The 25,943-nt window shown below is 56.1% G+C and carries 21 protein-coding genes and 3 pseudogenes; 10 read left to right on the forward strand and 14 right to left on the reverse strand.

Translation table 11 applies throughout. The features are described 5' to 3' along the window. The first annotated feature begins 33 nt into the window (after nucleotides 1–33). Entirely contained in the window at nucleotides 34–429 is a 396-nt protein-coding gene (locus D3261_RS02335) for a hypothetical protein (RefSeq protein ID WP_120068421.1), read from the forward strand. 79 nt (nucleotides 430–508) lie between these two features. Here D3261_RS02335 and D3261_RS02340 read toward each other — a convergent pair. After that, nucleotides 509–766 (reverse strand): annotated as a pseudogene (locus tag D3261_RS02340) (IS5/IS1182 family transposase); the annotation flags it as partial. Between the two features lie 605 nt (nucleotides 767–1,371). On the opposite strand from D3261_RS02340, the gene D3261_RS02345 reads away from it, so the two are divergent. Further along, nucleotides 1,372–2,127, forward strand: a complete 756-nt coding sequence (locus D3261_RS02345; RefSeq protein WP_120068764.1) for an aspartate/glutamate racemase family protein — start codon at nucleotides 1,372–1,374, stop codon at nucleotides 2,125–2,127. A gap of 836 nt (nucleotides 2,128–2,963) precedes the next feature. On the opposite strand, the gene D3261_RS02350 is transcribed toward D3261_RS02345, so the two are convergent. Beyond that, complete coding sequence (locus D3261_RS02350; RefSeq protein WP_233553830.1) at nucleotides 2,964–4,265, reverse strand: amidohydrolase family protein; 1,302 nt, start codon at nucleotides 4,263–4,265, stop codon at nucleotides 2,964–2,966. Between the two features lie 135 nt (nucleotides 4,266–4,400). Between D3261_RS02350 and D3261_RS02355 the strand changes: the two genes are divergently transcribed. Beyond that, nucleotides 4,401–5,693, forward strand: a complete 1,293-nt coding sequence (locus D3261_RS02355) for an amidase (RefSeq protein WP_120068424.1) — start codon at nucleotides 4,401–4,403, stop codon at nucleotides 5,691–5,693. A 142-nt stretch (nucleotides 5,694–5,835) separates the two neighbouring features. Here D3261_RS02355 and D3261_RS02360 read toward each other — a convergent pair whose 3' ends face one another. The 6 genes from D3261_RS02360 to D3261_RS20575 all read right to left on the reverse strand — a co-directional run bounded on the left by D3261_RS02360 (nucleotide 5,836) and on the right by D3261_RS20575 (nucleotide 11,317). Then, nucleotides 5,836–6,039, reverse strand: a complete 204-nt coding sequence (locus D3261_RS02360) for a hypothetical protein (RefSeq protein WP_147464876.1) — start codon at nucleotides 6,037–6,039, stop codon at nucleotides 5,836–5,838. Between the two features lie 142 nt (nucleotides 6,040–6,181). Further along, a complete protein-coding gene (locus D3261_RS02365; protein WP_158589324.1) occupies nucleotides 6,182–6,979 on the reverse strand; it encodes an ABC transporter permease in 798 nt (265 codons plus the stop codon). Between the two features lie 22 nt (nucleotides 6,980–7,001). Then, nucleotides 7,002–7,916: an ABC transporter permease gene (locus tag D3261_RS02370; RefSeq protein WP_120068431.1), complete on the reverse strand. Its 915-nt coding sequence runs from the start codon at nucleotides 7,914–7,916 to the stop codon at nucleotides 7,002–7,004. Next, on the reverse strand, nucleotides 7,909–9,141 hold the full coding sequence (locus D3261_RS02375) for an ABC transporter ATP-binding protein (protein ID WP_120068433.1): 1,233 nt from the start codon (nucleotides 9,139–9,141) through the stop codon (nucleotides 7,909–7,911). Before D3261_RS02375 ends, D3261_RS02370 begins: the two co-directional genes overlap by 8 nt. A 33-nt stretch (nucleotides 9,142–9,174) precedes the next feature. Then, nucleotides 9,175–10,374 carry a PotD/PotF family extracellular solute-binding protein gene (locus tag D3261_RS02380; protein WP_158589325.1) on the reverse strand — a complete coding sequence of 400 codons (1,200 nt, stop codon included), beginning with the start codon at nucleotides 10,372–10,374 and terminating at the stop codon, nucleotides 9,175–9,177. Between the two features lie 682 nt (nucleotides 10,375–11,056). Beyond that, nucleotides 11,057–11,317, reverse strand: coding sequence for a hypothetical protein (locus D3261_RS20575; protein WP_233553831.1), 261 nt, complete (start codon nucleotides 11,315–11,317; stop codon nucleotides 11,057–11,059). A 187-nt stretch (nucleotides 11,318–11,504) separates the two neighbouring features. Between D3261_RS20575 and D3261_RS02390 the strand changes: the two are divergent. Next, nucleotides 11,505–11,960: pseudogene (locus D3261_RS02390) on the forward strand (transposase); the annotation flags it as partial. A 143-nt stretch (nucleotides 11,961–12,103) separates the two neighbouring features. On the opposite strand, the gene D3261_RS02395 reads toward D3261_RS02390, so the two are convergent. Together D3261_RS02395 and D3261_RS02400 are read right to left on the reverse strand one after the other, a co-directional pair. After that, nucleotides 12,104–13,303 carry a PotD/PotF family extracellular solute-binding protein gene (locus D3261_RS02395; RefSeq protein ID WP_158589326.1) on the reverse strand — a complete coding sequence of 400 codons (1,200 nt, stop codon included), beginning with the start codon at nucleotides 13,301–13,303 and terminating at the stop codon, nucleotides 12,104–12,106. A gap of 284 nt (nucleotides 13,304–13,587) precedes the next feature. After that, the gene (locus tag D3261_RS02400; protein ID WP_120068442.1) at nucleotides 13,588–14,889 is read right to left on the reverse strand and encodes an amidohydrolase family protein; all 1,302 of its coding nucleotides are present in this window, start codon (nucleotides 14,887–14,889) and stop codon (nucleotides 13,588–13,590) included. A gap of 178 nt (nucleotides 14,890–15,067) precedes the next feature. Here D3261_RS02400 and D3261_RS02405 point away from each other — a divergent pair, with 178 nt between their 5' ends. Beyond that, a complete protein-coding gene (locus tag D3261_RS02405) occupies nucleotides 15,068–15,550 on the forward strand; it encodes a hypothetical protein (protein ID WP_120068444.1) in 483 nt (160 codons plus the stop codon). A 208-nt stretch (nucleotides 15,551–15,758) separates the two neighbouring features. Continuing rightward, nucleotides 15,759–17,135: a dihydroorotase family protein gene (locus tag D3261_RS02410; RefSeq protein ID WP_120068447.1), complete on the forward strand. Its 1,377-nt coding sequence runs from the start codon at nucleotides 15,759–15,761 to the stop codon at nucleotides 17,133–17,135. Nucleotides 17,136–17,157: 22 nt separating this feature from the next. Here D3261_RS02410 and D3261_RS02415 read toward each other — a convergent pair whose 3' ends face one another. After that, complete coding sequence (locus D3261_RS02415; protein WP_120068450.1) at nucleotides 17,158–17,571, reverse strand: DUF3830 family protein; 414 nt, start codon at nucleotides 17,569–17,571, stop codon at nucleotides 17,158–17,160. Further along, nucleotides 17,565–18,848 carry a hydantoinase/carbamoylase family amidase gene (locus D3261_RS02420; RefSeq protein ID WP_233553832.1) on the reverse strand — a complete coding sequence of 428 codons (1,284 nt, stop codon included), beginning with the start codon at nucleotides 18,846–18,848 and terminating at the stop codon, nucleotides 17,565–17,567. The genes D3261_RS02415 and D3261_RS02420 overlap by 7 nt, the downstream gene beginning before the upstream one ends. Before the next feature lie 377 nt (nucleotides 18,849–19,225). Here D3261_RS02420 and D3261_RS02425 point away from each other — a divergent pair, with 377 nt between their 5' ends. The 4 genes and pseudogenes from D3261_RS02425 to xerC all read left to right on the forward strand — a co-directional run bounded on the left by D3261_RS02425 (nucleotide 19,226) and on the right by xerC (nucleotide 24,123). Beyond that, a complete protein-coding gene (locus D3261_RS02425; RefSeq protein ID WP_120068453.1) occupies nucleotides 19,226–20,017 on the forward strand; it encodes an IclR family transcriptional regulator in 792 nt (263 codons plus the stop codon). A gap of 304 nt (nucleotides 20,018–20,321) precedes the next feature. Further along, nucleotides 20,322–20,564, forward strand: a pseudogene (locus D3261_RS02430) (transposase); the annotation flags it as partial. A 296-nt stretch (nucleotides 20,565–20,860) separates the two neighbouring features. Then, a complete protein-coding gene (locus D3261_RS02435; protein ID WP_120068455.1) occupies nucleotides 20,861–22,573 on the forward strand; it encodes a transposase in 1,713 nt (570 codons plus the stop codon). A gap of 392 nt (nucleotides 22,574–22,965) precedes the next feature. Further along, nucleotides 22,966–24,123, forward strand: a complete 1,158-nt coding sequence (gene xerC / locus D3261_RS02440) for a tyrosine recombinase XerC (RefSeq protein WP_233553833.1) — start codon at nucleotides 22,966–22,968, stop codon at nucleotides 24,121–24,123. A 127-nt stretch (nucleotides 24,124–24,250) separates the two neighbouring features. Here xerC and D3261_RS02445 read toward each other — a convergent pair whose 3' ends face one another. Further along, nucleotides 24,251–24,781, reverse strand: coding sequence for a hypothetical protein (locus tag D3261_RS02445; protein WP_120068457.1), 531 nt, complete (start codon nucleotides 24,779–24,781; stop codon nucleotides 24,251–24,253). Next, on the reverse strand, nucleotides 24,782–25,846 hold the full coding sequence (locus D3261_RS02450) for a hypothetical protein (protein ID WP_120068460.1): 1,065 nt from the start codon (nucleotides 25,844–25,846) through the stop codon (nucleotides 24,782–24,784). Between the last annotated feature and the right edge of the window lie 97 nt (nucleotides 25,847–25,943).

Here is a 25,943-nt window from a genome sequence, read left to right on the forward strand (position 1 = left end):
TATTTATTTCTGTCCCACAAGAATCGTGGGTCGATGGTAAAGCTAGTGCTCCTAAAACGAGCCAAGGAAGGCGTTGACCGATCGGAACTTATCGAGTATCTGACGACCATTCACGGGCCACACAATTCACAGTTGCCGGGGGTGAACTATACGCTCTCGGTCCAGGTTGATCCGACCGAGGAGGGGGAGGCGATTCCTGAGGGAACGACATACTACGACGCCAGCGAGACGATTCCCGTTGAGCCGGAGGAGACGCAATACGACACGCTTGAGATCCATGAGTTCGACACTATGGAGAAACTCATCGAGGCACATTCAACTGAACACGCACAGGAGGCTGAAAAAGGATTGCACGACGTCATCGATTTCGAGGATGAGATTGCTTTCGTCGTCCGCGATCAGGAGCTATCGGTCGCAGCGGGCAACTGAAACCGTGGAGGACAGCGGTCATCGTCCGATTACAGAGAACAATGGGGACCCAAAGAGTGTAGCGGTAGGTAACTGACTGCAGGTCTCTCCAGACAGTCATTGTGGCTCGGTCGAAGGACTGACAGAGCACGGCGAGTTCCTCGGTCCATCTCTTCGGCTCAAACAAGGACTTCGGTAAGCGTGGCATCCATGTGTTTGCGGAGAAATGGAGGATAGCGTGCTTCCAGCCGGCAACGGAGTTACTGGCGGGATGGCTGATCTGCATGAGTGCAGCATCAGTAAGTTCTTGTGCGATCGAGAAAGCTTGTTTGACGAAGTGGAAGGGAATCTTCTCCACAAAGACACCTCTTCCGCTTCATCTCAATCGTTCTGACCACTCATTCGGACGCCGTCGCCGGATTCAATAGAGCCATGTGATGAAGATAGTAGCAGCGTATTTGAGGACCATCCCAGAATTCCAGACGCCAACTCTCTCCCCACGCTTGGTGTCAGTGCGGTACTCGTGAAGTTCCTCACTCGCGTAGTCAGCAAGCTCCTTGCATAGAATGCCTGGGCCATCGGTTCGTAGCCGTAGTGGGCATTCCACTCGGTTTCGGCGACTTCGTAGATTCACCTTCGCTGAGATCAAATATATGGACTACCGTGAAGAGATCCGCACCTTCGTGAATCGATCCCGCTGCTTGGCGCTCGAGTCGCCTGGTCGCTGGCTTGAACGCGGATATCTTCTGTGACATTCACTTGTGGTTATAGATTTGCCGCGGTTCGCCACCCGTTTCATGCATACAAACTGTCGCTCAGAACTCCTGACTATGGCGACATAATCCGTGACTACGGAAGGACACTGGATAGGAGTGGCTACACTATCGCATGCCACACTACTGGATCCATCCGGAGAAAGAATTAATACCATTGGAGAGCGACTATTTTCTGGTATCAATAGCTATGCAAATCAAAGCCATCAATCCGAATACGACCTTGGAGATGACAGAAAACATCGGTAAGGTCGCCGATCAGTACACCGACGCATCGACGGATGTCGTCGCCGTCTCGCCCGAGAATGGACCCATAAGTATCGAGTCGTACTACGACGATTATCTCGCGATACCAGGGCTTCTCAAGGAGATACGGACGGATGAGGAGGAGTTTGACGCGTTCATCAACGCGTGTTGGGGCGACCCAGGTATCAACGCATGTCGCGAAGTCACAGATAAACCGGTAGTCGGCATCGCGGAGGCGTCGATGTACGTTGCGAACATGCTGGGTGCGACGTTCTCGGTCGCGACGGTGCTCCCCCGGGTGAAGGACCTAGTTAAGGAGACAGTTCGGACAACTGGCCTTGAGTCGCAATGTGCGTCGGTTCGCTGCACCGATCTCTCGGTGGTTGAGACGGAAACCGCCCGTGACGCGGCATGTGAGGCACTCCTTGAAGCAAGCCACCAAGCGATCGAGGAAGACGGCGCGGAAGTCATCTGTCTCGGCTGTGCGGGGATGAGCAAACTCGATGTTGAACTGGAGGAGGAACTGCCCGTTCCGGTCATCGACAGCGTGGCTGCCGCCGCGGTACTCGCGGAAGGGCTCGCCAAACTCGGCAAGACGACCAGCAAGGTCATGACGTACAAGTCACCTGAGCCGAAGGAGATCAAGGGATACCCAAATATCTTCCAGTTCGGAGAGGTTTCCGTGACGCCGAGCGACTAACGGTCACACGTTTCTTTTTTCTGTCTTTCTTACCGAGTCAGATAAAACACGTTGAGGATGAAGCAGTCAAAAAGTCGTGTAGTGGTATTCCGACGAGACTCAATGTCCGCATGAACCCGTAGGCTTATACAGACTGCTCCAATCCTGATTTGGAGAGATCGCTGAACTTCTCCAGCATGGCTGGACAGCGTCATCCAACGGATCGTATGCTCGGAATCCGTTCGTGAACACCGGCAGTTTGTCACCCTCGTAGATTCCGCGCCCGTGCGTGGAAATCACGCCAGCGAACCTGTTCCAGCAGGTCCGCTGCGAGCGAGCCCGAACCAAACACATCGAGCGGAATCATTCCTGTCGGGCACCGCTGACGCGGTGCTCTTGGCCTCTTCGACTCCAGAGCACTCGCTTAACTCTATCAACAATCTCCTACACATGAGCGTAATCTCTATATGAGAAAACAAGCGAGTTCGGATATAAGGAGGTGTTCGACCGACTCGATGCGGACATTGAGGTCCTTGGACCGACGGCACCCGAAGTGGGGACTACGGTTCACAGGGAGCATCGAGGATGCTGACTCTTACAACCGACGAGCATGAACTCGCCGGCGAACTCCACATCTTAAGTCGGTCCCAGAGCCAGTTGCCGCGCTCCACGAGCTCACCATACTCAAGCCCGACCTGTTTCAAGAGTCAAACCGGCGAACTCGTAGGCACCCACGTGCCGCGCTTGATTCGAACCCCTCAACGTCGAATGCTGTACGACGGCGCACAGGCCTACTGCATATCGAGTGAGATATGTTTCCAATGTGTTCGTGACTCCGTTCGAGACCAACGCCACACCTACCGACTGAAGTCGACGGTAGTTGGCCCTTCGTCCGGGTAGATGACCGAGGACCGCTCCGAGTGGGCAATCGGCGTGCCGTCGCGCAATACTAAGGGGCGAACCGGCTGGGTCCGGATAGCGTCGAAGGACGTTTGGGCGTCGTAGACGACGAGCGACCCCTCGTTGCCCGCTTCGATGCCGTAACGGTCAAGCCCGAAAACGGTGGCGTTGCCTTCGAGCAGCATGTTCCAAATCACACTAGCGTCGGCCTGGCGGTTCATATGAGCGTAGTGAACCAGCACGAACGCCGCCTTGAGCGGGTCACCGTCGCCGAAACCGTTGAAGTGGTCGACGATGTCGTCTTGGCCGATGCCGACCGGAACGCCTTGCTCGCGGAGAGCTTCGATCCGCGTGTGTCCCCTCCGTCGTGGGAAGTCATCATAGCGACCCTGAAGCACGGCGTTCGCCATCGGGTTGGTCACGACCGAGAGGCCGCTCTCGGCTATGAGCCGAACGAGTTTGTCGGCGTAGGCGTTGGGGTACGAATGTAGCGCCGTCGCATGACTTGCCGTCACACGGTCTCCAAGCCCGCGCTTGATGGTCTCGCTCGCAAGAACGCCTGTATACCGAGACTGCGGGTCGTCCGTCTCGTCGATGTGCAGGTCAGCTTGGCAGTCGTATCGCTCGGCCAGATCCAGAACCGTACGAATGTGTTTGACGCCGTCTTCCCGAACGTGTTCGCGGTGTGGAATGCCACCCACGACGTCGAGGCCCATATCGAGTGCACGTTTCATCCGCTCGATCAGGCTGTCCCCGCCAGTATACAGACAGCCCATGGGGAACGCAACAATCTGCAGATCGACGAATCCCGCGAGTTCGTCGCGCACTTCCAGCATCGCCTCGACGCCTTCGAGGGCCCGTTCGCCAGAGTTCACGTCGACGTGTGTCCGAACGCGTGTAATACCGTTTGCCGCGAACCACTGCGCGACCTTCTTCGCCCGGCGTTTGTAGTCCGTCTTCGTCAGTTCCTCTCTGGTTTCGTTCCAGAGCCGCCACCCCTCTTCGAGCGTCCCCGTCTCGTTCCAGCGCGGGAGGCCCGCAGTCAACGAGGCGTAGAGGTGAGTGTGTGCCTCGACGAGCGGCGGACTAACCAGCCGCCCGTCCGCGTCGAAACGTTGGGACTCATCGAAGACACCTAGATCGCCCTCGCCTGCCGGCACGACTCGCTCGATACAGGAATCTTTAATCTCGATGTCTACCTCCCCGTTTTCGGTGGCTGGTCCAACTGGCCTCGCGTTCGTTACGATGTAATCTGCCACGCTACCCCACGGTACTCACAGCGAGAAAAGTGTACTCCTAGAGGGAGTATATCTAATACCCGGAATATATACAACTGAAGACGCCAATCTTGGACACTGCAAGGGTAAAGTGTGTAGCGACGTGATTCGAACTACGTGGACAGATACAGCACGGACATCCAGAAGCAGGTCCGAAACCTATCCGGAGGCAAGTGTTCGGTCACAGCCCATCGACAGTCGCTTGTGGATCTGATCAAAGAAACGGAGCCTTTGCTACACGCATTCGTTGAGGGAACAGTGCACGAAGACCGGATTGCGTGTCGCTACAAACAGCTTGAAGAGCGGCGGGCTAACACCGGCTTCGAGCCGCTGCTGTATGGGGTGGCAGTGGGAGTGAAAGACCTCCTCCACGTCGACGGGCTCCCGACCCGAGCTGGTTCGTCCCTACCACCCGAAGCGCTTGCCGACGCGGAGTCGGCGGTCGTGACGAAACTCCGGGATGCCGGCGCGGTGATCGTCGGCAAAACGGAAACACCCCCGTTCGGTCACCGCCCGACGCCGCCGACGAGAAACCCACACGACCTCAAACACACGCCTGGCGGGTCGAGCAGCGGTTCGGCGGCAGCGGTTGGAGCCGGTGTCGTCCCGCTCGCCATTGGGACGGAGGCGGTCGGATCGGTCATCAGGCCGGCGGCGTACTGTGGCATCGTCGGGTTCAGACCGAGTCGAGGACGGATCCCAGTCGCGCGCACGATACCGGCGACATCGTCGACCTCACACGTCGGAGTCTTCACACAGCGGTTGGGTGGGATGGAACGTGTCGCATCGGTCGTCTGTCAGAACTGGGTCTCGACGTCAACGGACTCGGCATGTCTCACAGTCGGTGTCCCCACTGGAGCGTATCTCAAGCAGACGTCGGATACAGGCATCGAAGCGTTCGAAGAACACGTGCGTGCCCTCAAGAGAGCGGGGTTCGACGTGCGGCGACAGCAGGTCTTCAATGATATCGCGGCGGTCAACGAAGCCCACTGGACGCTAATTGCGTTCGAGGCGGCCCAGTCACACAGGCCGTGGGTCGATGAGTACGTCGACCGATATCCCCCAGCGGTACTCGAGGTGATTGATCGGGGGCGCGCGGTGAGTATCGAAGCGGCCGAAGTAGCGACGAAGAGCATGAGCGTGACGCGGACGGAAATCGCCGACGCGATGGTAACCGACGAGCTGGACCTCATCGTCGCACCGCCAGCGCCCGGCCCCGCGCCGCCCGGCATTGACGACGATGGCGACCCGATACTGAACCTTCCATGGACGCACGCTGGTGTACCAGCTGTGACCCTCCCTGTGGACTGCACGGACGACGGACTGCCGATCGGAATACAGTGTCTCGGCAGATTCGGCCGTGACGAACAGCTGCTGGCGGACGCACGCACGGTCGCCGACAGCGTATAAATGCACGAATCAGAGGTTCCAGTCGGGAACACTTCTTGGGACCCATTCACCGTACCCGCCCTCAGCGACGAACCCGATCACATCTGCCATGCGAACGTAGCAAAACTCGTCATGCCACCCAGCGTCGCGGCATGACCCCCGTCTAGTAGGTATCGAGCACCCCCGCGACGTGGAGCTGCGGGTTAACGATACCCGGTATCACGAACGATCTCGAGGCGTCCACGACCCGCTCGGCATCAGCGTCCGTCCCGTGGGACACCAGTCCGAGGATACTGTCGCCCTCAACGAGGAGGTTTGTATCGACCGTGCCCTCGGACGTGACAACCATCTCGTCTTTGACCGCCAATGTGTGTCGCTTCGCTGAACGACGCTTCCCGTGTGTTGTTCATGTGCTGACCTAGCCGGAAACAAGAACAGGAGGGAACACCGCACGGCAACAAGAAATCTGATCGGCCGAGAGGGTAGCTCTGGCCTTGAGACCGTGAGCGCTACGTAATGAGTTTTCTGACGCTGGATACCGCGGCAGTGAGCGCGATGAGCGCCGTCGCGACAACTAGGAAAATGACGCTGATAGCGTTGATCGACGGGTCCAACCCATAGGTAATCCGATTCCAGAGGTATACTGGGAGCGTCGTCGTGCCAGTGTTTCTGACGAAGTACGTATAGATGAATTCGTTGAATGAGAAGGTAAACGTCAGCAGCGTCGCCGCGATGATGCCGGTGATCATGTTTGGTATCGTGACAGTTCGGAAGGTAGTGATTTCGTTTGCACCGAGGTCCATCGCGGCCGCCTCGATGCTCTCATCGAAGTTCGAGAACGTCTCTAACATCACCAGCGACGCGAAGGGAAGCGTAGCGATGACGTGGACCAGGACGACAACCCAGTACCCCTGAATGCCGATGGCTTCGGCCGCTTGAAAGACGGCGACCGCGCCGACAACCCCTGGGATCAGGAGTTTCGCGATCACCAGCAACAAAACCAGTGGTTTCCCCCTGAACTCGTATTTCTCGATACCGATAACGGTAAGGGTTGCGACCGTGATCGAGATGGGTGTTGCCACTAGTCCGATCTTCAATGTATTGAATATCGCGTCTTTTGCCCGGTCACTGGTAAAGACGTCTATATACCAGTCCAATGTTAACGACTGTGGTGGAAACGCGAGCAGGCCATCTCCAGACACTGACAGTATCACTAGTGTCGCTATCGGGAACCACATGAGCAACAGGACGGTTAACGTGAATGCGTGGATAACCGATCCACCGTGTCGTTGGATGCCATGCCTCATTCCGAATGTTCTCGTTTTAGGTTTAATCATTGTCAATCATCGGAACACCGTTGACTGCAAAGACAACTCCCAACACGACGACGACGAAGAGACTCGTCGCGGTCCCAACTGCAGATCCAAATGGGACATCGTAGACCTGCATATACTGAAGTTCAATTAGCGAACCAATCATGTTATCGGTTGGTCCCCCTAGCATTGCCGGCGTGACGAACGCACCGAAAGTTGGGATAGCGACTAATAAGGTTCCGACAAAAATCCCTTCTTTGGTTCGGGGTAGCGTAATGTAGAGGAAGGTCTTCACTGGACCCGCACCGAGGTCTTTCGACGCACTGATGAGTGACTTGTCCATTCGTGCGATCGATGCATAGATTGGGAGAACTGCCACAGGTAGGTAACTGTACAAGAGGCCCATCAAAACGGCCGGACGGGTATATAAGATATCTATTGAGATCGGTTCGAGGAAAAACAGGAGTCCGTTCACGATCTGCTCGAACGGACCCTGATTTTGGAAGATCGAAATCAGAGAGAAGTTCCGCACCAGGTAGTTTGTCCAGAATGGAAGGATCACCATCAGCAGTAGTAGCTTTCGCCGTCGGGCGTACATGGCAATGCCATAGGCAAGAGTGTATCCCAGTACCACGACCAGCAGTGATGTCTGTACCGTGAGTACGACCGTATCGAGGATGATATTGACATATGTATCCGTCGATGCGAGCCGCTCGTAGTTCTGGAGAGTGAACTCTGACGGGGGTGTCCCATTCAGAAACGAGATATACACCATGTACAACAGCGGGAGAATTAGAGCCCCCAATACGAGCAGTACTGCTGGTCCGACGAACAATAATAACTGAAGCCGAGAGCGTCTTCTGAGGAATTCCAGTATCTGTCCCGCCCGGTGATCAAGACGGTTCGAATACCATGCGTTGAGACTACTCATCGTCTACTCCGTCGACCTGATAGAAATGCATATCATCGGGCGAACAGTGGAGGAAAACTGTCGCACCCTGCTCTGTGGTTGCCGTCGTCTCAGAGAGGAACTCTCCGAGATCGGTGGTCACCGAAACAACTGTCCGATCACCATTGAACATCGTTCCACTGACTACACCCTCGAGATAACACTTGGATACCTCGCCGTGGTCGTGAGCAAGATTGAAGTCGTACGGTCGGACACCGATGAGCATCTCCGAACGCCTTGTCTCGACCATATCGGGCGGCAACGGGATTGGGTCCGCACCGATAGCGACCGATTGGTTGCCGTCGCCAGCCAACGTGGTAGCGCTGGTGAACATGTTCATATCCCCGACGAAGTTCGCTACAAACTCCGTTTGTGGGTCGTTGTACAGTTCGTCGGGAGTTCCGACTTGTTCGACCCGTCCGTCGTTGAGTACGATGACACGATCGGATGCCGAGAGCGCGACTTGCTGATTGTGGGTCACATACAGGAATGTCGAGCCCGTTTGGTCTTGGATATCGCGCAGTTCGGCGGTCATGTCGCGCCGGAGTTGTCGGTCGAGTGAAGCTAGCGGTTCGTCGAATAGCACCACCTTCGGATTGTTTATCATACAGCGAGCGAGCGCAACGCGCTGTTGTTCGCCGCCGCTCAGTTCGTCGATGGCTCGGTCCCCGTACCCCTCAAGGTGGACCATGGATAGCATCTCCTCGACCATCGACGCTCGCTCTTTTTTTGGGACTCCGTCTTGTCGCGGCCCGTATCCGATGTTTTCACTGACCGTATAGTTGGGAAAGAGCGCCAGATCTTGGAACATCATGTTCGTGTCCCTGTCGAACGGTGGCCGGTCTGTGATCTCTATTCCATCAAGTACGACGCTCCCCTCAGTCGGTTCCTCGAAGCCCGCGATCATCCTGAGGATAGTCGATTTTCCCGAACCACTGGGCCCGATGATGGAGACGAACTCTCCCTCATTGACATCGAAGCTAACGCCCTCAACCGCCCGGACGGTCTCCCCACCATCGTAGACCTTGACCAAATCTCGCGCTTGTAACGCGACCGCGTTGCTTGTCGTCCCGGAAGTGAAACTCCGCTCGCGATTCTCGCTTCGGTTCTGGTCCGAGTCCCCGTCCTGATCATGTGGTTGGCTATGCTCGTCGTCCACCAGCAGGTTCTGTCGCTGGTTCTTAACGTTGTCGAGTTCACTTGTCATTTTAGATTTGTGTGGCTGGTTCGTTGTCTGATATCATGCGCCCAGCACTTCGGTGTAGAGGTCACTGGTCTTTTGTCTGACTTCTTCGGACAACGGCCGCCGTTCGGAGAGATCCCAGTCATTGTTGTATCTGGCGAGTTCAACAAGGTCAGAGTTGTCCTCAACCTCGGCAATGATGTCAAAGGCGTCGACATGGCTTGTAATGACGTACGCCTCGTTCCAAAAGATCTTGGCGCTTTCCGCTGACAGCGAGTAGTCCGCAAACATCGCGCCCGCGACTGGATTCGGAGCACCCTTCGGTACGACCTGCTGGTCGATCGAGTACAGAGTCCCCTCCTTGGGAACGGTATACGAGAGCGAATCGTTCATCGTATCCTTCGCCTGGAGTATGGAGTTCGTCGGCGTGGCAGCCACGACGACGTCCTCGTTGGCGAGCAGCTGCATAGCCGTGTCGTGATTCTGATAATACGTCTGGTTTAGATCTCGCTGCTGGACGAGTACCTCACGGAGTTCGTTCCAATCGTCGGGGTCGTGTGGATCCTGTCCGGTGTACAGCGCCGCGATCTGCATCAGGAGATAATCGCGGTCCCACATCAGGATCTGGCCGGCGAGATCCTCCTCCCAGAAGATATCAAAGGAATCCGGCGGACTGTCGAAATAGTCCTGGTTGTACGCGATGACGGGCATCACGACAATCACGTTCGGCAACGCAAACACGTCCCCATCCGTCGAGTACGTATCCATCGTGACCTGTTTGTACTCGTCTTTGACCATCTCCCAGGCGGGCATCATCTCGACAGGAAGGGGCTCTGCGAGATCGTTGGCCATCATCCGTTGGGTGTACTCGCCGGTCGACCCGATGGAGTCGATAGAGTGGCTCTGCTGGATTTGTGCGTAGAACTGCCCCGGGTTATTGTAAGAGTCGACTGTGTAGTCCTCGATGCCGTCGTACTCCTTGACAAACCGCTCGACTGCCACGTCGCGCCATTGTGTGTACCAGTTCCAGACGTTGATGCTGTCCTCGTACTCTGCGGGTGGCCACTCGGTGATGGCGGTACCAGCAATGCTCTGCTCTGCCGAACCCGAAGTGGCGTTGGCGTTGCTGGAGTTGCTCGGATTCGTATTGTTACCGTTATTACTTCCACCGTCTCCACCGCTTCCACTCGCTGAACAGCCTGCAATGCCAGTTGCCAGTGCTATTCCCCCCGAAGCAAGCAATTGTCTTCGTTTCACGCCTAAACGGTCTAGGCTGGGGTATATATAACTTTGGATTAGCGAAGTTCTACGGATACTAGCCGTATATATAATTACTACGTCCTGGATATGGTAGACGCTTAGCCGACTTTTGTCCGCATTTCGCTACATTGCCGACCAGAGGAGGTAGATGTTCCTGCGGACATCATCCGTCTTCGGTTAAGCTGGAGAACCGCCACACAACTCGGCGTTCTCCTCCTCAGGCAGTGTGAGTCGTGACGGTGCCGGTTGTTTGGCCTCACGGTACAGGATGTCACCGAGATTCGGCGGTGGATAGCCATAACTAGCGGCGATTTCTTGCAGAATGTACTAGACGAGCGACTGGAAGGTCGCCGCCCAGCGTTCCGTCGAGAGCACGCACTCCTCGTCCTGTTCTTCAGCATAATCCACTGATTCCCGAAGGATGGCTCTGCTGACCATCAGTGTCAGCAGAGCCGCCACCATCTGGATCTTCATGGTATAAGCTTTTTGTGTCTCGAACTCACCCAGTGGATACCGTGATTTCAGTTCCCTTGAACAGCAACTCTACCACCCACCGCGCTCGGTACAGCGTGGGATCTCCTCGAGGCCGAACTTCTCACACGGTAGATTCGTGATGTACAACCGATAGCCATCGTCGGCGTCTGCGATGAGGACGGCTATCGACTGGTGTCCCACGACTTCACCCCATCGTGCACTCGTCGCTGGATATGACCTCAACTTCAACGTTGATGTGCTCCCGGCGAAGATCGTCAACCACGTCGTAGATTCGCTTATCCTCAAGCGGAATAGTCCGACCAGACCATTCCTGCAACTCTTCGGCTACTATTGGATTCGAACTCCGCTTGAGACGGCTGACGAAGAAGCCGTCGTTCTCGTCGATCAGCGCAAATCGACGAAACTTGAAGAAACCTCGATCTAGGAAGAAGAGCCGGCCGGACAACCACGAACCGATCTCAAGCAACGTGCTCTCATGAGTGGTTTCGCCGGTGATCTCGTGAATGACCTGCGCAACCTATGAATATGCCCAGAGGCGGCTGTTTACACTAAGGTCCCGCTTGCTTAGTCTCGTGCCTTCACGTGCGAGCTATACCGTCACTAACATTCAAATCGTACGCAAACCACTCTTCGGAGACGTGAACCTGGCCATCGCCGAGAAAGAAACTGACAAAGATGACAACGAGAACCCAATCAAGTACCTCGCTACAAACAAGATCGACGCACCAACTGAACATGTGATTCGCTCGTACGCGATGCGCTGGCGAATTGAGACGTTCTTCGAGGACTTGAAGCGGGATCTCGGCTTGGGAGACTGCGAGATGCAGACCGACGAAGGTGCCAATCGCCACTGCTATCTTCTGATGACCGCCTATATTCTTCTCGTCCTGGTCCTGAGTCAAGTGCCTTGGGACGGTTCGCTCAAAGGCGTCATCGCTTCGAGCGAACCTCAAATATTCCCTGAAAGAGATCGTACTCAACTTTCTCTCGTGAGCCCTGGGCAACGATGATTATGACGTCAATAATCTTACGAGAGCAACTACCTCTTCGTCCACTCAACAACTGAGGCTCGAAGTCACCCCCCTTAGGTAGCGGGCTCTATCTCAACTTCCTTTATAGGCCTCATCAAGAGAGTCGATCTTTAGTGAAGGTCCCCCACTCAACCAAATTCCGTCTTGTTTTTGTGTTTTAGTTGTCGTTTAAGAGGGTTTGATGGAATCCATAGTAATACCTATGCACCCATCACTTTGGTATACAGGTCGGCGGTTCTCTGGCGGACCTCATCAGACAGCGGCTGGCGCTCAGACAGATCCCAGTCGTCTTTGAACCGAGCCAGTTCAGCGAGTTCTGAGTTGTCTTCGATCTCCTCGATGATGTCGAAAGCGTCCTTGTGCGACGAGATTGCATATGACTCGTTCCACAGAATTTCGACACTCTCGCGCGACATTGCAAAGTCAGTGAACATTACACCTGCCACTGGGTGAGGTGACCCAGTCGGAACGACCTGCTGATCGATTGAATATAACGTTCCTTCATTAGGTACCGTATACCGTATTGTTTCATCTACAGTGTCATATCCTTGCAGGGCTGAGTTGTTTACAGCCGCACCGACAGTCGCGTTTTCACTGCCAAGTAACTGCTGGGCCGTATCGTGGTTCTGGTAGTAGGCTTCGTTCAGATCTCTCTGCTGGATGAGGACTTCTTCAAGTTCATTCCAATCATCAGGGTCATGTGGGTCCTGATCGGTGTATAACGCTGCTATCTGCATCAGAATATAGTCTCGGTCTAACATTAGGATATTCCCAGCAAGGCCTTCATCCCAAAGAATATCCCACGATGACGGTGGGCTATCGAAATGGTCGTCACGATAGGCGATAACCGGATTTAAACCGATGACGTTTGGCAACCCGTAGACACCGTCCTCGTCTGCATAGGTCGATTCAGTCACGTCCTTGTATTCTTGTTGAACATTCTCATAGTTTTTCATCGTGTCTATTGGAAGCGGTTCGGCAAGGTCGTTGGCCATCATCCGTTGGGTGTACTCGCCGGTCGACCCGATGGAGTCGATAGAGTGGCTCTGCTGGATTTGTGCGTAGAACTGCCCCGGGTTATTGTAAGAGTCGACTGTGTAGTCCTCGATGCCGTCGTACTCCTTGACAAACCGCTCGACTGCCACGTCACGCCATTCAGTGTACCAGTTCCAGACGTTGATGCTGTCCTCGTACTCTGCGGGTGGCCACTCGGTGATGGTAGTGCCGGCAATGCTCTGTGCTCCCGAACCCGTGCTGGCGTTGGCGGTGCTGGAGTCGTTCGGACTCGCATTGCTACCTTCATTGCTTCCGCTGTCCCCCCCGTTTCCACTCGCCGAACAGCCTGCAATGCCAGTTGCCAGTGCTATTCCCCCCGAAGCAAGCAATTGTCTTCGTTTCACGTTTGATCCGTTTAGGGGAGACCCATATAGTTTTGGAATGAGGGAGAATCAGTAGGCTCTAGGCATATATATGATTACTATATCCTGAATTTGATGGTCGTTTAGGCGATTTCGATCTGTATTTAGCCACACTATCGATCAGAAGAAGTTAGTGACAACGATGGTGGTGACGGCCGCTACCCCGACGAATTCGGTGTCGAGCGCGATACACCGATCCGGTTCGGGCCCTTGGGACGCTCTGCTACCAACGAGTTCGCTACGCCAAATCGTGAACAAGCGGAGAATTACGGGAGATCGCGACTGAAGTCGACCTCCTCGTCGTCGTTGTACGTGACGCTTGCAGTTCGCTCTGTCGTGGCGAGGGGGTTACCGTAGCTGAGGACGAGGTTTCGCGGGGCGATCGTCCGAATCGCGTCGAAGGCCGTGTCGGAGTCATAGACAACGAGCGACCCCTCGTTTCCGACATCGATCCCGTACTCTTCGAGGTCGAGACCGTACACTTCGGCGTTGTTTTCGGTCAGCATCTCCCAGAGGTCCGCGGCGTCGTCCAGCCGGTTTTTGTGTGCGAAGTGCGCGAAGTGATACAGCATCTTCAGGGGATCGCCGTCGCCGTAGGGGTTGGCGGAGTCACTGATGTCGTCTTGACCGACTCCCACGGTCACACCCGCTTCCGAGAGCTCGTCGACGCGGGTGTGGCCGCGCCGTCGGGGATAGTCGTCGTACCGCCCCTGAAGTACGGCATTCGAGAGCGGGTTCGTAATCACGCTGACACCGCTCTTGGCGAGCAGTCGCCGGAGTTTGTCGGCGTAGGCGTTCGGGTACGAGTGCATCGCGGTCGTGTGGCTCGCGGTCACCCGTTCTCCAATGCCGAGATCATTAGCCATTGACGCGAGCACTTCGGTGTATCGCGAGTGGGGGTCATCGGTTTCATCGATGTGAAGGTCAACGGGCCGATCGTACTCCTCAGCGAGTTCGAGCGCCGCTTGGACGTGAGCGATCCCTTTCTCGCGCGTGTCTTCCCGATGAGGCCATCCACCCACCACATCGATGCCCATCTCGAGCATCGTCTCCAATCGATCATACAGCGCCTCGTCACGGGCAAACCCCGGGCTTGGAACTCCAACCAGCTGGAGCTCAACGGTCCCTGCGAACTCCGCTCTGATCTCGAGCATCGCCTCAGCTGAAGTGTAGCGGCTCGCTTCGGCGTCGCTGACGTTCAGGTGGGTTCGGACCCGGGTGATACCATAGGTCGCAAACCAGCTGATGACCCGCCGGGCACGCGCTTTGACCGACTCTTTCGTTCGTCCCTCGCGGTTTAATTCCCCGGTCCGCCACCCCTGTTCGAGCGTCCCCTGTTGATTTTTGTTTGGTCGGCCCTCGCTCAACGAGTTGAAGATGTGCGTGTGGGGTTCGACTAACGGGGGCGTAACCAGCCGTCCCTCCGCGTCGAATCGCTGATCGGCGTCATAAGCACCCCAATTACCCTTCCCTGCCGGTAGAATTCCTTCGATGTAACCATCAGCTATCTCGATATCGACTGAATCGCCCTCCAGGGTCGTACCGTTCGCTACGATATAGTCGGACATCGACCGTTTCGATACCAGTTGTGGTATTAAGACTTCCGCATATTAGCAGAATCATTATTTATGTCCAGAGATCGATCTGATCGACGTTACTATGTGGAATGAGACGCATGGATGGTGAACAAGCCTCGAACGTATTGTTATATCGATTTATCGGATAGAGTCGAGCCGTCGCGTGTCGATGATAGTGGTGGACTTGGGGAACCGTGGTTACTTCATGACGATGGTTCCCGAAGTCTCGCTCGGGGAGGTCATGGACGTACTAAGCGTGATGGCCGGCGACGTGTCTGTCCATGCGAAGATTGACGCAGCGCGCGCTCGGGGGTTTCGGTCGACGGTTACATTCCGCGAGTCCACGGCGAGCCCCTTCACGAGGCCGCCCAGTATTTCGATTCCGACCACGAGAGCATCACGCTTGACAAGGCGCGCTCGAAGGCCGATGCTGGTCTTCGAGTCTACCTCCGAAAAATTTGTCGAACAAAACCTCACCAGTTTCGTCGAAACAGACAACGTCCGAGGGTTGCCGCTCTGTGCCGACAATCACGACGTGATCGACGTCACCGAACGAGGCGGCGTCGAGGCGATTCGGGAGGACGCCGACGCCGCGGGGTTCGGTGCGGTTGAGTACGTAGCGCGATGGACAGGCTCCGACCGCGAGGAGTAGTCATAGCAATGTCGTTCCTTTCACACGGATACCTGAAGTCTGGGTCACGAAGAACAACCTCGTCGATATCACATCGATTGCGTGCTTCGACACCGTTCTCGAATGAGCGAACAAAGGCGGAGTCAAACTGTACTTGGCAGCCGATAGCTATCCGAACCGATATTGGCGAGGCAAACGATTATACACCGTGGGCAATCAACCCCATTGGATGGTCGTGGATACGCTGATCGCCAATGGAACTATCGTAACGGCCAAGGGAACGTTTGGCGGGACGATCGCAGTAGACGAGGGAACGATCGTGGGCGTCGGTGACGAGGACGTCCTCCCAACCGCCTCTCGGACGATCGACGCGTCGGGTCGACTTGTGTTACCTGGGGTGGTCGACCCCCACGTCCACATCGGTGATCATGTCTCGCTCGACACCTACGAGACCGCAACCGAGGCCGGCGCGCTCGGCGGGGTGACGACGCTCATCGACTTCGGGTGGCAGGCCTACGTCGGCGAGGAAAGCCCCTGGGACGAGCCGGGGTCGCTCCAGGACGGGATCGAACGAAAACGCGAAAAGGCCGACACGGCAGCGGTCGACTTCTCGCTCCACGGTGGGGTGCTTCGGGAAAGCCCGGCTGTGTTCGAGGAACTCGACGACCTCATCGAGTCCGGAATCACGTCGTTCAAACTGTATACGACCTACGAGTACGGGCTTTCGAACGGATTCGTCCGGGCAATGTTTGAGCGACTCCAGGAGGTCGGTGCGGTCGCGGTCGTACACAGCGAGGACGATTCGGTCTGTGCCTCGATAACTGAGAAATTCCGGGCAGCGGGACGAGATGACCCGGCATGCCTCCCGGAGGCCCGACCCGACTACGCCGAAGCGATGGCCGCTGACGATGTCGCGCGACTCGCGAGCGAGACCGGCGTGAATTACTACGGTTTCCACACGTCTTCCCGAGCAGCAGCCGATGCGATCGCGCGATACCAACAGGATGGAAGTCGGATTCGCGCCGAGGCGTGTACCCACCACACCACGCTCACCGACGAGTGCTACCAGGAGTGGGGGAACCTCGCGAAGCTCACCCCGCCGCTCCGAACCACCGAAGACACAGATGCGTTGTTTGAAGCCCTCCGGAACGGCTGCCTGAGCGTAGTTTCGACCGACCACGTTGCTCAGACTCGTGAACGGAAAACGACGACTGAGTGGTGGGAGAACCCGTTCGGCACGAACGGGCTTCAACGAAGCCTCCCCGTGTTCTACGACGAAGCCGTGAACGAGCGTGGTCTCTCGGCCTCGTTCGTCGTCCGGGTAATGTGTACAAATCCCGCCGAAACGTTCGGTCTCTCCAAGAAGGGAACGCTTAGACCCGGTACTGACGCCGATATCGTGGTGTTCGACCCGAACGAGACACACACGATCACTGCCACGGACAACGCCTCGGTCGCCGACTACACGCTTTACGAAGGTCGGCAAGTCACCGGTCAGGTCGAAACGACGCTGGTTCGCGGGCGGGTCGTCGCTGACTGCGGTACGGTCGTGGAAACCGGCCACGGTGAGTTCGTCCCACGCGAGTGCCCGGAGTGGAGCGTCTGATGGCTAGGACCGCTCTCGGTTGTTAGTCGGTTTCGCGGATCGTCACGTTTTGCATCCCGTCACGAAGCGTCAGTCGCTCCACCTTGCGGAGTTCGTCGGCCGTCGCGTGCATTGTGGCGAAGTGATTCCCCGCAAGCTCGCCGGCAGGACTCTTGAAACACGTTGGACCACAGGGCACCAGGATCTCCTGTTCGTTCCGGTAGCCAGGATAGAGCAATAGGTCGCCCCGCGAGGGGTAGACCGTGTGGTTCTCACGGGGGATCTCCGGCAGATTGATCTCGTCGATGTTAATCCACGTCGCTATCCCGCTCCATCGCACGTGCATGAGCTGCGAATCGAGCGGGAGGAACTCCCGAACCGCGGCCACCGATTCGGGGGCGCGGTCGGGGTGGAGTTCGGCCGTGAACGTCGTGTCGTTGAGTTCGATGGTTAACATGATGTTCTGGTGTGGTCGGTGTCGTTCGCGAGTCGCACGAGGGATTCCGCGAGCACGCCCGTTGCAATGGTACAGTCGTCCCAGTCAGCACGCTCTCTCGGGGAGTGTGAGTAGCCACCCTCGGAGGCCACGAACAGGAGCGCGGCGTCGGTCGCGCTTGCGATCTGCATCGTGTCGTGGCCCGCGCCGGAGTGGACCGATCGGGTTTCAATATCACTGTCGCGTGCTGCCTCGGCCATGACTTCGAGACATCTCCCGGAAAGTGACGTCGGCGAGATATCATACGGACAGTCGACCGAGGTCGAAACGTCGCGCTCCATTTCGAGGGTCGAGAGTGTGTGCTCGATTGTCGCCAACTGCGTCCGGATCTCGGCGGGTTCGACCGACCGGCAATCCAGCCGGAGCGAGACGGATCCTGGAATTACGTTGACGGCGTTCGGCGTCGCGGTGAGCGAGCCGACAGTGCCGACTGTCGTCCCGCCCCCGGTCGTGGCGGTTTCGACGGCGGTTCGTTCGACCGCGAGTACCAGCTCGCTGGCAGCGGCGAGCGCGTCGCGGCGCTCGGTCATTCCTGTGGTCCCCGCGTGGTCGGTTTCACCCTCGATACTGACGTGACATCGGGTAGTCCCGGCGATATCGGTGACGAGTCCGAGCGGAACGCCCGCGTCTTCGAGCCGGGAGCACTGTTCGATATGGAGTTCGATCCACGCGTCCCATCGACTGGCGTCGAGTCGGCCGGTTCCCTGGAACCCGGCCCCTTCGAGGGCCTCCCGAAGGGTAACGTCGTCGTCGCTCAACGCCAGCGTCTCATCGATGCCACGCTTGCCAGCAGCGACTGTAGAGCCGAGGACGCCGTCGGCGAACCGCGTTCCTTCCTCGCCGGTGAAACAGACGACTTCGATCGGGCGCGCGACTGCGGCCCCGCTCCGCTTGATCGCCCGAACTGCTTCGAGAGCAGCATAGACCCCAAGCGGCCCGTCGAAAATTCCGCCTCGCGGTACCGAGTCGAGATGGCTCCCGGACGCGATGGGCGCGATGTCTGGATCGGTATCGGGAGGCGTCCAGCGACCCGCAATGTTGCCGATGGCGTCGACTCGGACATCGAGATCCGCCGCTTCGAGACGCTCAACGAGGTAGTCGCGCGCTGCGGCGTTGGCTGCGTCGGCCGAAAGCGCCGTCCGGCCGCGGCCAATGTCGGTTTCGATACCACCAAAGGACGCGGTTCGCTTGATATCGGCGCGGAGTGCTTCTCCGTCGACCGCGATACGTAACGACACGCTCACTCACGCTCGTCGTGCCCGGCGGTTCTCGTTCGAATCGAGTCGATAGCCAATCCTGTTGGATTACGGTCTCTCATATACTGGCTACCGAATCCTTCCGCCGACCAACTAAAAAAGCGTTTCGCGGTTCCAAACTCATTGAACGTCCGACTCTGTAGATTCAGTTGTCTGCACGTCCAAGGAATTTGCTGAAAAACGACTGTTCGAGTATTTCAAACGTCGTATCTAAATTTCCGGTGGGAGATGAGATTCAAGTGTCTAGATCGGTCGAATATCAACTTTTCCGGCGCCACCATCACGGTTCAACATAGTATTTCGGCTACTTCGGTTGAAATATCCGAACACTCATATCGTTCGAGCAGTTCGGGTGAGCCATGCCACCGAAAGCCAACGATGGTCCGCGGACGCTGAAAACCGTCTCGATGGCTGCACGCGTCATTAATGCCATCCGTGAGCACGATGGTGTCGGCGTCTCGGAGCTAGCAGCCCACCTCGGGGTCTCGAAGAGCACGGCGTACATCCATCTAAAGACATTGGAGGAGAACGGTCTCGTGGTTCATCGTGGCGAACGCTACGAACTCGCGCTTAAACTGTTTGTGCTAGGGGAGTACGTTCGAGACCGAAACGTGCTCTATCGGTACGGGAAACAGGAGGTCGAGAAATTGGCGGCCGAGACCGACCAGTACACCCACATAGTCACTGAGGAGGACGGCTATGGGATCAACCTTTATCAGGTCAAGGGCGACACCAGTATCGACGGCGAGTACCAATCCTCGAAACTCCAGCGGCGCGACCAGCTCCACTATACCGCCGCCGGAAAGGCGATCCTTGCGTCTCTCCCACGCGAACGCGTCGAAACGATACTCGATCAGCACGGACTACCGGCACGGACGACGAACACCATCACCGACTGCGAGGTGCTGTTCGACGAACTCGAAACGATACGTGCACGGGGCTACGCCTACAATGACGAAGAGGAGATCGATGGCTTCCGAGCGATCGGTGCACCCATCCAGCGGCCAGATGGACAGCTACTCGGCTCAGTGAGCCTTTCTGGCCCGGTGAGTTTCATGACCGACGACCGATTCCATGACCGACTCTCGGAGCGCGTCGCTCAGGCCGCCACCGTCGTCGAGGTTAATATCAACATGAGCGACCTGCCTTGATCAATCCCAGACCAGACGTTCGTAATGATCGAACAGACGAATCAGCTAATGCATTATTCAAGTAACAGGCGTATGGATGTCACGGATATCGCGATTTCTTCAGAATGAGTACTTCTCGTGCTAGTAACTGACTGACTCGGCCGAGTGGCAGCTCCCTCCAGCCTTGTCATCAACCGTGAGTCGGGTCGGGCATACGAAAACGCGCTCTAGGTACCAACGAGGAGCATGGCATTCATCTGATTTACAGTACGAAAGAAGACTGGGAGCCTGGTGTTCCGAGGCTGCTCCAGTGGTCATCCACTGGTACAGCGACCGCTGGGAGAGCGAGAGCGGCTACAAATCGATCAAGCGGTTCATGGCTGCGACCATCTCAAAGGACTTTGTGCTGCGATTCTTCTATTTCGCATTCGCCTGTCTCTTATATTCGATCTGGCGAGCGGTCGATCTCCTCGTTCAGGTGGCTCTGACCGACGGATATGGACGCTCTCCGATCGTGACAGCGCAGAATACGCTCGCGCTGTTGCAGAAGCGGACAGGCGTCGGATAAACCCCTTAATCGAGCCGGAAACCACGGTCTGAGCCACAGCTCTTTCCAGCGTATCGCCAAAACACAGTTCTAGCCAGATCACCGACACGAATCCTCAATGAAGTCTGATTTGGCGGCGACTGGAATCCACTATCCTGCTAAGATCGCGCATTCTGGACTCTCTATACCCGCTGTAGTCTCATCTTCCACTGCATAGCTGATGTTGTGAATCCGGATCCCAATTCGCGGGATTAAGCGACGAGAACTCACCGCGAAACTAACACGGAGCCGGTCTAAGCCGGGCGGCGAGAACAACAATGGTTGCGACGAGTGCCTCGAAACGAGCTGTCTTCCGGACGATTGCTGACACAGATGAGAAACACTGGCCGTACTACCGCTGCCCATCGAAAGACTATACGGCCGACGATCTCGATGCACTCAAACACGACGTCTCGACGCTAGCGCAAGAGTGGTTCCAGCACGATGCCCATGATAATGTTGAGAAATTCATTTCTCTATGTCCACTCGCTTACTTCGAGTTCGCTCCCTACGACACCTTCCCTGACTGGCACACCCAGTCGAAACCAGTCGTTCCGATGCTCCGATCCCTGATGCTGATGCATCTGCACGGATGGGAGCACGAGACGCCACTGGTGACGTATCTCGATGAACACGAGGGTCTCGCGGACGCTCTCGGTTTCGAGGGCGTCCCGAGTCAAACCACCATGTGGCGCGCTCGTCACGAACGATTCAACCAAGAGCTTCGACGAGCAATCAAGCAGTGTGCGGATTTCGTCCGGATCCACGCCACGTGGAACAGGGTCGAGGTTTCGGACACAGTAAATTCGAGAGATGATAGCGGCTCATCCCGGCGAGGTTCCTCGGAGACCTCCGAGGAACCGATCCAGAAAGAGGTTCTCCGTCGTGCTGGTGAGCTGACGGATCTGGCTAAGCGCTTGCTCTTTCCGGCATTCGGTCTTGGCCGCGAGAAAGGCCGGATCCACGAGAATGCATTCTGGGAGCTTCAGACCTACACAGGCCTGCGCGATGGGATGTGCGTCAATGAAGGAGCGCGGAGTTTCCTCCTTGACTCGACCCGTGAGCGGACCCCGTTGGGTCACATTCACCGTCACTACCTGCGGAAGCTCTCGATCACGGAAATCCGCGAGATGTACGGACGGGCGATTCGACGACTTCTCGATGAGGCTGAGCAGACAAGCGCGTTTCACCGGGCGGTGACGGTCGCGATTGACATCACGACCGACACGCCGTTTACGGGTGATCGCGAGGGTTTCGAGGACGACATCATCGGGACGAAGGAGCAGAATGACGAGTACGCCTACCACTGGGCGACGATCCAGATCGTCGGCGAGGACCTCCCGCTGATATTGGATGCTCGGCCGGTTCGAAAGGATGAGAGCCGCAGGTCGATCGTGATCGATCTGCTGGAGACTGCTGAGGAACTGGTCTCGATCGATCTGGTGTTGATGGATCGCGAGTTCGATGGGCAGCAGATTTTAGAGAAAGTGGTCGATCGAGGACTGGATTACCTCGTCCCGAAGCGGAAACGAACGAGTGAGAAAGCGAAGGCCACACAGCTCGAACAGCGCAATATCGAGGAGTATGTCGAAGACCGGAAGTTGTACCTCGGCAGGAACGAGTGGCACGAGACGCGGCTGATCTACCGAGCGAAAGAAGACTGGGACGGTGACTTCAAAGACGGTCATGAACGCTACGCAGTGTTCATGACCTCGTATTTGGACGCTGCTCCGGTAGTGATCGACTGGTACGGCGACCGCTGGGGGATCGAGAGTGGCTACAAGAGTTTGAAGCCGTTCATGGCGGATACGACCTCGAAACATTTCGGACTCCGATTCTTCTATTTCGCGTTTGCGTGCTTGCTCTACTCGCTGTGGCGGCTGGTCGATCTTCTCCTCCAGTTGCAGTTTTCCGGGGAGTACGAGCGCGATCCACTCGTGACGGCGAATGATGTACTCACGCTAGTGAAGAAGCGAACCGGAGTCGGATAGGACTCCGGTTCGCCCCAGATGGCAGCCGTCTCGTGAGCACCGGCTGTATCACCGCCATTTCCGATCTGAACGAACACCAATGTTTGTATGGAATTCTACCACGATACCTATTCTTAAACCGGACAGATTTATAGAAATCGCTCAATTAGGGACGATATTAGACACGGATTCTCAACATCCACCCCATAGAGTTGTGTATCTCGTTATACAGTTTATAAGTATGGTTTCAGGCGCTACAGGGCTTCAGGATGTTGGGATCGCCGGAATCAGGTCTATAGCAGGTTACTCGTGCTTAGTTCAATAAGGACCAGTAAATATAGGGACCACCCCGCCCTCTGCCACAGCCAACACGATGTCAATAGCCAGAACCCTGGTTACGCGGGCTGAGAACCATGCTGGAGTCAGTGAAAGAGGAGGTGTGTAGTGTGGTTCGTATCGATGCAGTTACTGAGGACTTCTTGACAGACAAAGGGAAGGGCCAGGGTGGCAAGAGCGGGAACTATCGGAGCGACGCCGATAGAGAGCTCAACCGATTCGTCGGGTTCCTCGCTCAGCACGAAGACGCCGTGACAACGTTCGAGGAGTTGGAGTCTGGCCATCTCCGCGAATATGCACGGCATCTCACTCGCCAGGGTTGGGCGACGGGCACAGTCCGAACCTACTACGCCTACGTCTCCGCCTTCTGTGGGTGGGCCGTTCGTGAGGGCCATCTCGCTGAGAACGTCGCCCAGCGACGCAATGCCACTGAACCCATCCCTGACGATGGCGGGCACAAGAGCGGCGACCAGCAGGCCTGGTCCGCCGATGACCGCCAACAGCTCACCTCTTACGTCGACGAGCAAGCACACGAAGCTATCGACAACGTCAGTGAGGACCGAGAGGCTGCAATCAAGGCCTGTCGCGACCGCGCTCTCGTCTATCTCCTCTCGTACTCTGGGGTCCGGGGAGCAGAGATCCTCCGCGACAAGAGCGATGACCGACGCCAGGGGCTTCACTGGGAAGACGTCCACCTCGAGGACCGCTACGTGACGGTGTTTGCGAAAAAGCAGCGCCTTGATGACCGGGGCCTTCCTGGGCCTGTGGTCTATCCCCTAGAGGCTTACCAGCGCGTTCTCGACGCTCCTAGTCCAAGTTGGCCAGTCTTTCCCTCCTTCCACCGACCGACGCTCTCCCAACGGATTACCGAGACACTCACCGACCGTGGCTATACTGAGACGGAAGTCGATGAGATCAAGGAAGACCAATCGCTCATCGAGTCCTGTGTCGAAGTCGACGTTGCCCCACCATCTATCACGACCGACGCTGGACGGCATGTTCTCAAACGGCTCTGTGAGCAGGCAGGCATCGAACTTGATGAGGACGAGTATCTGATGCCCCACGGTGCCCGCCGCGGTGCTGGTGAGGTCCTGGTCCGCACCTCTGGTCATGCGGCTGCTGCTCGAGCTCTCGATAACTCTGAGGAAGTCGTTCGCGAGCATTACTCGCATATCGAAGCTGGTGACCTTGCTAAGCAGATGACCGATGCCTTCGAAGAGGCCGACAGCCAATAGTCCTCTAAGACACTCTCTGAGAACTTTGGGTTAGCTTGATAGACAATCAGCGCTGGTTTGCTTCAGAATGTGGAAACCCTGCATTCTCCATGACGAACAATCGCCCTGTCGGTTTACTTCGCAAGCGCTACTGTGTTACCTTTTCCCAGAGGTCCTCAACCGCTGACATCCCATCGTTAATCTTGTTTTTGGCTTCATCTGGATCCTCAACCAGTTTTCTTTGTCGGGAGCTGTGAACGATCTCGTTTCGGTGCTTTCGGATTTTGTCCATGTGACCATGCGTTCCAGTCCCCACGATACCGCTGTGCATCAGAATCTTCTGTCGCTGACTCTGGCTGACCTTGCTTTCATAGTACTTGGCAGACGAGTTTGAGGAACTCACCTCAGTATCAGTCAATTTCTCTGATAACAGAATGATTGATAGCTCCTCTATGACTGCTGCAGTCATTGTGAAAAATGTGAAAAGCTGAACACTCTCATCTGAACTGAGCAGGTATTTCCCCTCTGTTGTTCTTTCGTTGCCGTCTAAGCCCTCTACACACTCTATTGCCTTCTCTTGGAGAGCCTTGACTTCCTGTTCTGGATCAGACTTCAGCTTCCCTCGGTACAATTCTCCGTACCCATCGTAGTTCTCGCGGCTGCCGTTCTCCTCTCCCATTTATGCCTCTTGATATGCCTCGAATGTGTTGGTACCGGTATCATTGTTCTGGATAGACAAACACCACGCGGTCCCATCATTTGAAAGAGAGCCACGAACAGGGCCGACAGAGTACGATTCTTCCCAGATTATGTCTCCTTTCTCGACGAGATACGCCTTTCCTTCCATTGTGGTAATAAGAACTCTATCACCGTTTTGGTCGACTTGCATTGATCTCTCGTCTAATACGATACTATCTATTTCTGACTCCCAACGTACGTCCCCTCCCGTGTTGATGCACCGGAGGGTCCCAAAAATGTGGGAGACGATTGATGTACGGTCGCCAGAGATAGAGATGAATCCACCCTCGTCCTCGGCTTCCCATTGTACGTTCGATGCTGTGAGAGCGCCATCTTTCCTGAAGAGCTTACTGCCGTCGGTACCGTACGTGATAAGCGAACCATCGTCTAATCCAGCGGCAACGCGGTCGTTCTCTGAATCGAAAGCGACCCCAATTACATCTACATCGGTCTCCTCGAACCACTCCTTTTTGCCCCACTCATAGAAATGAACCCCAGGTTCACCGAACCGAGATAGTGGCTCCTCGTTGAGATGATATTGCCCTGCGCCTACAGCTATCTTACCACCTTTTGGCCCGGCCGAGACACTAAGACCAACTGACTCATCTAGCGTCTCGTCCCAGACCTTCTCCCCATCTTCATAGCACACAGCAGTTCCGGGACCCTCAACAGGTTGAGAAACCGCACATACTCGGCGCATATCGTCTGATAAATCGAGGTCCCAGAGCCCCTCGTATGATCGTCCCCAAGAGCCGCTGCCTTGAAAGCCGTAGAGCATACCATCGTCCATGAACCCAATAACGCCTGCAGGGCCATCCTCTGTGATATGAATATGAGAAGCGGACATACGCGCCTGTGTGTCCACACTTCCTGTTCCTCCAGACTCTGTGAAGAGGATGATTCCTCCACGCTCTTTGGAAATTGCGTAGAGCGAGCCAGTTTCGGAAGTTCCGGTAATTAGATCGTAATTTCCACTTTCTTTTGAGATGACCTTCTCGACTTCCATAGCTCGGGTTCTATCATCGTTATTAATCCGAGAAGGATAACGCTTCGTACCATGCAAAAAATCTGGCTTACTTGACGTATTCAGGGTTCGGCCGTTG

Origin of the sequence: Halococcus sp. IIIV-5B (assembly GCF_003602035.1) — an archaeon.
Lineage (GTDB): Archaea > Halobacteriota > Halobacteria > Halobacteriales > Halococcaceae > Halococcus > Halococcus salsus.

Bases quoted from the DNA above. Each gene is read 5' to 3' on its own strand.
- D3261_RS02400 (WP_120068442.1), bottom strand. From the start codon at position 14,889: ATGTCCGACTATATCGTAGCGAACGGTACGACCCTGGAGGGCGATTCA.
- D3261_RS02345 (WP_120068764.1), top strand. From the start codon at position 1,372: ATGCAAATCAAAGCCATCAATCCGAATACGACCTTGGAGATGACAGAA.
- D3261_RS02450 (WP_120068460.1), bottom strand. From the start codon at position 25,846: ATGGAAGTCGAGAAGGTCATCTCAAAAGAAAGTGGAAATTACGATCTA.
- xerC (WP_233553833.1), top strand. From the start codon at position 22,966: ATGCTGGAGTCAGTGAAAGAGGAGGTGTGTAGTGTGGTTCGTATCGAT.
- D3261_RS02335 (WP_120068421.1), top strand. From the start codon at position 34: ATGGTAAAGCTAGTGCTCCTAAAACGAGCCAAGGAAGGCGTTGACCGA.
- D3261_RS02370 (WP_120068431.1), bottom strand. From the start codon at position 7,916: ATGAGTAGTCTCAACGCATGGTATTCGAACCGTCTTGATCACCGGGCG.
- D3261_RS02445 (WP_120068457.1), bottom strand. From the start codon at position 24,781: ATGGGAGAGGAGAACGGCAGCCGCGAGAACTACGATGGGTACGGAGAA.
- D3261_RS02415 (WP_120068450.1), bottom strand. From the start codon at position 17,571: ATGTTAACCATCGAACTCAACGACACGACGTTCACGGCCGAACTCCAC.
- D3261_RS02425 (WP_120068453.1), top strand. From the start codon at position 19,226: ATGCCACCGAAAGCCAACGATGGTCCGCGGACGCTGAAAACCGTCTCG.
- D3261_RS02375 (WP_120068433.1), bottom strand. From the start codon at position 9,141: ATGACAAGTGAACTCGACAACGTTAAGAACCAGCGACAGAACCTGCTG.
- D3261_RS02435 (WP_120068455.1), top strand. From the start codon at position 20,861: ATGGTTGCGACGAGTGCCTCGAAACGAGCTGTCTTCCGGACGATTGCT.
- D3261_RS02365 (WP_158589324.1), bottom strand. From the start codon at position 6,979: ATGAGGCATGGCATCCAACGACACGGTGGATCGGTTATCCACGCATTC.
- D3261_RS02405 (WP_120068444.1), top strand. From the start codon at position 15,068: ATGATAGTGGTGGACTTGGGGAACCGTGGTTACTTCATGACGATGGTT.
- D3261_RS02410 (WP_120068447.1), top strand. From the start codon at position 15,759: ATGGTCGTGGATACGCTGATCGCCAATGGAACTATCGTAACGGCCAAG.